This is a genomic window from Bacillus sp. ISL-78, assembly GCF_018613455.1.
GTDB lineage: Bacteria > Bacillota > Bacilli > Bacillales > DSM-1321 > Peribacillus > Peribacillus frigoritolerans.
In genome coordinates this window covers 1-8,189 of sequence record NZ_JAGGQC010000025.1, presented here as the reverse complement: position 1 = coordinate 8,189, position 8,189 = coordinate 1, and the positions used below count along the sequence as shown (strand labels likewise).

General features: G+C 38.0%; 6 protein-coding genes and 2 rRNA genes. 7 read left to right on the top strand and 1 reads right to left on the bottom strand.

Going from position 1 to position 8,189, the window contains the following annotated elements:
• The 7 genes from J7I96_RS20870 to J7I96_RS20840 form a co-directional block, all read left to right on the top strand.
• A 23S ribosomal RNA gene (locus J7I96_RS20870) occupies nucleotides 1-103 on the top strand; the annotation flags it as partial.
• Between the two features lie 64 nt (nucleotides 104-167).
• A 5S ribosomal RNA gene (rrf, locus tag J7I96_RS20865) occupies nucleotides 168-283 on the top strand.
• An 808-nt stretch (nucleotides 284-1,091) separates the two neighbouring features.
• A complete protein-coding gene (locus tag J7I96_RS20860; protein ID WP_214774286.1) occupies nucleotides 1,092-2,294 on the top strand; it encodes an MFS transporter in 1,203 nt (400 codons plus the stop codon).
• 68 nt (nucleotides 2,295-2,362) lie between these two features.
• Entirely contained in the window at nucleotides 2,363-3,124 is a 762-nt protein-coding gene (gene aroD, locus J7I96_RS20855; protein WP_214774288.1) for a type I 3-dehydroquinate dehydratase, read from the top strand.
• Nucleotides 3,125-3,184: 60 nt separating this feature from the next.
• On the top strand, nucleotides 3,185-4,069 hold the full coding sequence (locus J7I96_RS20850) for a quinate/shikimate dehydrogenase (protein ID WP_214925832.1): 885 nt from the start codon (nucleotides 3,185-3,187) through the stop codon (nucleotides 4,067-4,069).
• 274 nt (nucleotides 4,070-4,343) lie between these two features.
• Nucleotides 4,344-5,549 carry an MFS transporter gene (locus J7I96_RS20845; RefSeq protein ID WP_214774292.1) on the top strand — a complete coding sequence of 402 codons (1,206 nt, stop codon included), beginning with the start codon at nucleotides 4,344-4,346 and terminating at the stop codon, nucleotides 5,547-5,549.
• A 227-nt stretch (nucleotides 5,550-5,776) separates the two neighbouring features.
• Complete coding sequence (locus tag J7I96_RS20840; RefSeq protein ID WP_048680312.1) at nucleotides 5,777-6,790, top strand: LacI family DNA-binding transcriptional regulator; 1,014 nt, start codon at nucleotides 5,777-5,779, stop codon at nucleotides 6,788-6,790.
• 115 nt (nucleotides 6,791-6,905) lie between these two features.
• Here the strand turns inward: J7I96_RS20840 and J7I96_RS20835 are convergent, their stop codons facing one another.
• The gene (locus J7I96_RS20835) at nucleotides 6,906-7,463 is read right to left on the bottom strand and encodes a shikimate kinase (protein WP_214774294.1); all 558 of its coding nucleotides are present in this window, start codon (nucleotides 7,461-7,463) and stop codon (nucleotides 6,906-6,908) included.
• Nucleotides 7,464-8,189 lie beyond the last annotated feature (726 nt).

The window sequence follows — 8,189 nt, the reverse complement described above, 5'->3', positions numbered from 1 at the left end:
AAGCTAGTAAGATCCCTGAAAGATGATCAGGTTGATAGGTCAGAGGTGGAAGCATGGTGACATGTGGAGCTGACTGATACTAATAGATCGAGGACTTAACCAACGCTTTTTAAAAAATGAAATACCTTCTTATTATCTAGTTTTGAAGGAACAACGTTCCTTTTATGTTTGGTGGCGATAGCGAAGAGGTCACACCCGTTCCCATTCCGAACACGGCAGTTAAGCTCTTCAGCGCCGATGGTAGTTGGGGGTTTCCCCCTGTGAGAGTAGGACGCCGCCAAGCCTTTTGAAAAGATCAGCCATCTGGCTGGTCTTTTTTTGCGTTAAGAACAAATTATGGAGCCCTTTTATTTATATATAGAGCTGTTACATAACCATTGAAAGAGGCTGAAATCGAAAATTGTTCATCCTTTTAAATTTAAACCGTTTCGACCATCTTAACTTAGGATGTAAAGCGATATATTTGTACTGCCTGCTTAGACATTGGGTTATTGAAATTGATTGCAAATAACTGGATAATTGGATGTAAATAAGCAGCAGTACATATATTTTAGCAAAAAAGAAATTTATTCAGAAACTGGTAACTAAAAATGAAGGAAGCCCTTATAAAGGCTAAAATAATTGGTGTCTCTGCAAATAAAAGGTATTCTTTATCTTCTATGAACACTAACAAATCCAAGGTATGGCTGAACCTTTAAGGTAAATGAAATCCAAAATGAGACCTTTGAATTTTAAAATAATGAGTATGAGGAATTTGTTCTATGGTCATTAAGGACTGCTTCATGAGTTTGACACAATTAAATTAGAGCAGTATAATAATCCAGTAGAACGATATACTAAATAAATTTAACTAATTATCTAGTATAAATGTTTAATTCAATCGTTTTTAGTAGAACGATATACTAATTTGGTAGAACGATGTACTAGAATGAAAAGTTAGTAGAACGATGTACTAATTAAGCTGGTTTACTTATTGTTTTATTTAGTACGTAATTATGTTCTTGAATTTATGGTATGGGCAAGGGGGCAACATCTGAAAGGCTTAAGAATCAAATTGCATTTAGATAACTTTTTAAATAGGGGTGTGTTTCATGAAAAATCCATTTATAAAAATGGCCACAGGTTTATATATTAGCTATTTTATTTTAGGCATGATCAATATTATCATCGGATCAAATATGGAAAATTTGTCAAATCAATTAAATACAAGTGCCTCAGGGATAAGTTACTTGGTTTCTGCTATAGGAATCGGTAAGTTAGTTTCCTTGTTTTTCGCGGGTAGACTATCGGATAAATTAGGAAGGAAACCATTTGTCGTTTCAGCATCTTTTATCTACCTGATCTTCCTTATAGGCATACCTTTGGCTCCTAACTATACATTGGCATTTATATTTGCTGTATGTGCTGGTATTGCCAATTCATTTTTGGATGCAGGTACGTATCCTGCACTTATTGAGGCTTTTCAAAAGAAAGCTGGTTCCGCTACCGTATTGGTAAAAGCGTTCGTTTCAATCGGTGCCGCACTTCTTCCATTTATCATGGCGTTCTTTATAGCTAGAGATATGTTTTACGGGTATACATTCTTCTTAATGGCTGCTGTATATCTTGTTAATGGGTTTTTCCTGCTTAAGGTTTCATTCCCGGATCATAAAGCTCAAAGCCAAACTCAGAATGATGAACAAGCTATGCCGGTTCAACAGCAATTCCTCTCAAAACCGAAGTTTGCTCAGGAAGGTTTGGCCGTTATACTATTAGGCTTCACATCAACTGCTTTATTCATGCTGGTTCAAGTCTGGCTCCCGAACTTCGGACAAGATGTATTGGGGTTAACCCAAGCTAAGGCTGTTCAATTGCTTAGTTACTATAGCATTGGCTCCCTTGTTTCTGTCATTTTACTAGCAGTTATATTGAATAAAGTGATTAAGCCCATTACCGTCATGATTATCTATCCGATCATTGCAGCAATATCTTTATTGTCACTCATTTATATCCAACAACCATTTATGACTGTTTTGAGTGCTTTCTTCATTGGGCTTTCAACTGCAGGGGTGTTCCAATTAGCCATGACGATAATAACAGAATTCTTCCCAGCCAATAAAGGGACGATCACTTCATATGTAAACATTGCAGCCAGTTCAGCCTTTATCATCATACCTTTCGTTACAGGTATCATTTCCAAGAGCGCTGGCTTAACTGCAGTCTTCTTATTTGATGTGGCAATTGCGGCAGTTAGCATTTTATTGGCCGTATTTGTTGCCTATCGATATAAAAAGGTAATTATGGTTTCCAATTAAACGGACTAGCCGAACATCAGTGGGGCATGAATCTCCACTGATGATAATGATAAAAGGGGGAAGAATCCATGCAAACAATCACGATCAAAGACGTAACGATCGGAGAAGGGGTTCCAAAGATCATCGTTCCTCTTATGGGGACAACTGAAGAAGAACTGCTTAAAGAAGTTGAAACGGTAAATGCGCTAGAGCCGGATATCATTGAATGGCGAGTAGATGTCTATGAACATGTTGAAAGCTTAGAAGCCGTTTCGGATATGATTTCTAAACTTAGAAATGCTGTACCCAATACTTTGCTGCTTTTCACTTTTAGAAGCCATAAAGAAGGTGGGAACAAGGAAATCAGCGATGATTATTATTTCCAACTTCTTCATGCTGCGATTGGAACGAAGAATATTGATCTTGTCGATGTGGAGTTGTTTTTTGAGGAATCATCAGTGAAGGAGACTGTAAAGATAGCTGAGGAAAATGGCGTATGCGTAGTGATGTGTAACCATGACTTCGATAAGACACCAGCAAAAGAAGAAATCATTTACCGTTTGCGTAAAATGCAGGAATTTGGCGCACATATTCCAAAAATCGCTGTAATGCCCCAAACGGTTGGTGACTTACTCGTTTTATTAGATGCAACTTACACGATGAAAACAAAGTATGCCGATCGTCCTTTCATTACGATGTCAATGTCCGGCACAGGCCTGGTCAGTCGATTATCAGGTGCGGTGTTTGGATCTGCTTGTACATTCGGTGCCGGAAAAGAAGCATCTGCCCCAGGACAAATTCCTGTTACTCAATTAAGAGATGTATTGGAGATCATTGATCAACATATTTAACTCATAATTTCTTCCAAGAAGGAATTTATATAAAGTTTAAAAAATCAGGAGGAATATAACATGGAAAATCTAGGACGAATTAATGGAAAAACAGAATTAGTAGGATTGCTGGCAACACCTATCGGACATTCTTTATCACCTGCCATGCATAATTTAGCTTTCGATAAATTATGCTTGAATTGCGCCTATTTAGCATTTGAGGTTGGAAATGAACAGTTGGAAGATGCAGTCAAAGGGATGCGCGCATTAAATGTAAAAGGATTTAACGTATCCATGCCTAATAAAATGAAGATCCTTCCATATCTCGATGATTTGGCGGACAGTGCTAAATTTTCTGGGGCCGTTAATACAGTTGTCAATGTCGATGGAAAGTTCGTAGGGCATAGTACCGATGGAATGGGATATACTCGGAACCTAAAAGAACATGGCATAGATATTAAAGGTAAGAAAATGACTCTTATCGGTTCTGGTGGGGCTGCTACTCCAATTGCCATTCAATCTGCGCTGGAAGGAGTGGCTGAAATAAGCATTTTTGCTCGTGATGATGCTTTCTTCCCGCAAGCAGAAGAGAATGTACGAATCATCAATGAAGATATGAAGCACTTAAATGTGAAAGCCAAAGTATACCCTCTTGAAAATGTTGAACAATTAAAGGCTGAAATCGCAACTAGTGATATTTTGGCAAATGGAACCGGCGTTGGCATGAAACCACTTGAAGGCTTAAGTGTCATTCAAGACGAGTCAATGCTGCGTCCAGATTTAATCGTAACGGATGTTGTTTACATCCCACGTAAATCTAAACTAATGGAACAAGCCGAGGCTGCTGGTGCTACAGCTATTAATGGTCTTGGGATGATGCTTTGGCAAGGTGCATTGGCCTTTGAATTATGGACAGGCCAACAGATGCCTGTTGATTACATCAAAGAGCAATTGTTTGCAGAATAATATGATTTCACTCTTGGAATTGTTCTCCAAATAGAGGTATTTTTTTCATACTCGATGTGCATCATTTGTTAAATGATTAAAAAAATTGGGTGCACCAAACCCTCGGAGCTAAGAAATGCAGGGAGTGAAATCCCTTGTTTTTCTTAGCGTTTTTTTTTGAAAAGTGGTTTTCATGTAAATGGATAATATAAAGGGGAGACTTTAATGTAATTACATGGTGAATTAAAGTGTTATATGGGAGAAACACTACGCGATTTATTATAGGGGTGTAATAATGAAAAATCAGTATTTTAAAGCGGCATCTGGCATGTATATTAACTATTTTCTGCTGGGGATGGTTAATATAATTCTCGCCTCAAATATGCCCTCTTTAACAGAACAATGGGATACGGACTCTACTGGCATTAGTTATCTTATTGCAGCAATAGGAATAGGCAGATTACTCACGTATGGTCTCTCGGGAGTATTATCAGATAAATTTGGAAGAAAACCATTAATCTTGGTTTCTTCGGTTATAATGGGCGTTTTTTTAATTGGGATTCCATTTTCCCCCACATATGAAATGGCTTTTGTATTTGCCTTACTTGCGGGAATTTCCAACTCAGCCATGGATGCCGGTACATATCCGGCGCTAACTGAAATGTTTCCAGAATCTGCGGGTTCCGCGAGTGTTATGGTTAAGGCTTTTGGCTCACTTGGTGCTACAATCCTGCCATTCATCATCTTGTTTCTTACTGCGAACCAATTATTTTACGGGTTTGCCTTTTTAGTACCGGCTGTCATCTATTTCATGAATATGTTTTTGGTGTTGTCCGCTTCATTTCCAAGCAAATCCGAAGCTGTCAGTCAAGAGGGGGATTTGCATAGTAACAGGTTCATAACAGAACCTAAATTTTGGAGTGAAGGAGTCGCGCTAATCATAATTGGGTTTACATCAACTGCGTTATTTACAGTTTCGCAAATCTGGTTACCGAGTTTCGGCCAGGAAGTTGCAGGGATGCCATCTTCAAGTGCAATTAAATTATTGAGCTATTATAGTGTTGGATCACTGATTTCCGTCTTGCTATTATCCATCTTATTAAACAAATGGATTAAGCCTGCGACGGTGATATTGATTTATCCAATGATTACTTTACTTACGGTAATCATCATATTAACGATTCATTCGCCTATTGTCTTAAGTGTTAGCTCCTTTTTCCTTGGAGCCTCGACAGCTGGTATCTTTCAATTAACCATTGCAATAATGACTGAACTTTTCTGGAGAAAAAAAGGAACTGTAACAGGGATCGTTGCGACGGCATCCAGTTTGGCCAGCGTCATTTTACCAATTGCAACGGGCTTGATCGCTAAGAGTGGGGATATATCCCATATATTTCTTTTTGATTGCTTTATTGCTACTATAGGAATCCTGGCTGCAGCTTTTGTATATTACCGGTATAAGAAATTGACACAGCACCAGACCATATTTAACCATGGCTAAAAATATTGAAGGATTTACTTAAAACTCCATCTTCCGGAACTAGGATGGTGTTTTTTTTTGGGGACTAATGAATAGTTGATAAAGATGTTTTGACGTGATTAATGATCGTTGAGATTCCCATGTTCCAAAAGCAAGGGTGTAATAATGACAGTAACTATATTATTATTATAGTAAGAACATGATAATAATAAGTACATCAAAAATACATTCAAGATGGTGATTGAACTATGAAACAATCCAAAAAAGGGCGGGTCACGCTGCAACAGGTAGCAAAACATGCTGGGGTATCTACATCCACTGCTTCCCTTATCGTTCGCAATAACCCTCGAATATCGGAAGCGACGCGAAAAAAGGTACTAAAATCCATGCATGAATTGGGTTATGTTTACGATAGGATTGCAGCAAACCTAAGGTCGCAGAGTTCTGATACTGTAGGAATCATTATTACCGACATATCAAATACCTTTTTTTCTGAATTCCTGATAGGCGTTCACGATGCATTGGATGAGGTCGGTTATACAGTGTTGCTGGGGACTACATTCGACTCGGTTGCCAAGCAAGATCATCTCCTTTCAACCATGATGGAACACAGGGTGGGTGGCCTGATTCTTTGTCCTGTCTCTGAAAGCTCACAAGATACAATTGAACGGTTAAATGAAATTGACACGCCGATGGTGCTTGCTGTCAGGGAACTGCCTGGAGTGAATAGCGACTATGTAGGCATAGACTATCCAGAAGGAGCCAGGATCGCTGTTGATCATCTCCTTGGAAAGGGGCATAAAAGAATTGCGCTCCTTGGTGGCATAAAGGAATCTTCTACTTGGATCGAGAGAATGGAGGGATACCGTGAAGCTCTTTCAAGAGCGGGGTTGGAAGTGGATGAATCATTGGTGATAGATAGTGCCCCTACACGGGAGGGAGGGCTTGAGGCTGTTTTGAAAGTACTTGAGAATCCTAATCCGCCTACCGCGATCTTTTGCTTTAGCGACTTAATTGCTTTTGGTGTTATGCAAGGATTAATGATGAAAGGAATTACTCCTGGAAAAGATATGGATATCGTTGGGTTCGATAACGTTCCAGTCGCGGAAATCTATCACCCTCCGTTAACGACCATTTCCTCATTCCCTAGACGTATTGGGAAAGAGGCAGCGAATCTCCTGTATCAGCAAATGGAGAAAATAGAACGTGAACAACAGCGAATCATATTGAATCCAGAACTGATTATAAGAGAGTCTTCCTAAAAAAGAAAAATAAAAAGGTGATTAGTTCACAGGAGGTTAGGTACCGCTGTGCCCTTTTCATCTTTTCTATTATTCTTTTATTGGGAACATTGATTACATAACAAAAAGGTTTGCTTTACTTAAGCGGTTCATATATATCCCAGGCCACTTTCAATGAATCGACTATAAAGTCTGCCACTTCATCAACATCTAGTTCATTGGTATTCACTTTTGAATGATGGTAGGAGTATATTTCCTGTCTCGTGTAAAAGAGTTCTTCAATTTCCTCAAGGGACCGGCTTTGTAAAACTGGTCTACTATCAATAAGCAAGCCTATTCTCTCTTTCCAGTATTCCCAAGATAAGTCCAGGTAAAAGACAATGCAATTGGATAAACAGATGTTCCTGATATCCTCTTGTAAAAATGCCCCGCCTCCAACTGAGATGATTTTCAATTGTTGTTGGCTAAGGCTTTCAATCACACTTTTTTCTTTTTCGCGAAATGCTTTTTCCCCAAACTTCTTGAAGATTTCGGTAGTGGGCATATTGAATTCCTTTTCAATTTCTTGATCTATATCAATAAAGTCCCTATATAATTTCCTGGCTACTTTCTGTCCGATCGTCGTCTTTCCTACCCCCATAAAGCCAATAAAAACGATACTTTGCATCCTCAAAGATGTGTTTTTATTAATCATTTATAAAACCCTCTCCCAACTATTTTTTGATGATTAAAAGTCTCTCCTGAAATTTTTAAAATATATTTATTATAGTATAAGTAAGTAAAATTGTAAAAAAATTTTTTAATATTTGGATAATGGAACCCTGTGTTTTAGCGGTTTAATGTTTAATAAGTCTACCCGTAAGGAGCAATCAGTTTTCAGTATTCAATTGAAGCAACTAATTATTCGGTTCCTCATCTATTTAAGTTGTTATTGCCATAACCTATCACTTGAATGGTTTATGGATTTTGCCACAGGCATTACTTAGTTGAAGGGGAAGCGGTAGTTCAAATGGTTGGGATAAATGATTTTCCTGGATTATATGTTTTAAGAGGAAGACAAGGTGTGACAGGCACATTAATTCCTTCATATAAGTGATTAATTCATTTGAAAAGAAAATGTATGAAATGGGTTGACTTAATGATGGGAAAGGATTAATATAAATAAGCACCAACTAAGACAAACGCAAAACTTCATCGCTTTTGGCAGTTTGCTGAAAGAAATAATAACTATTGACTTCTTACTATGAAAATGATAAGATGAAATGGTCGCTGGAAAACACAGCGATTTAAAATAAGTTAAAAACTTCGTAGAAGTTGACAACTAATCAATAAGGTGTTATGATGAATAAACAGCCGTTCGAAAGAACAATTGTGGAAATTGCTCTTTGAAAACTGAACAAAACAAAGCGCCAACGTTAAA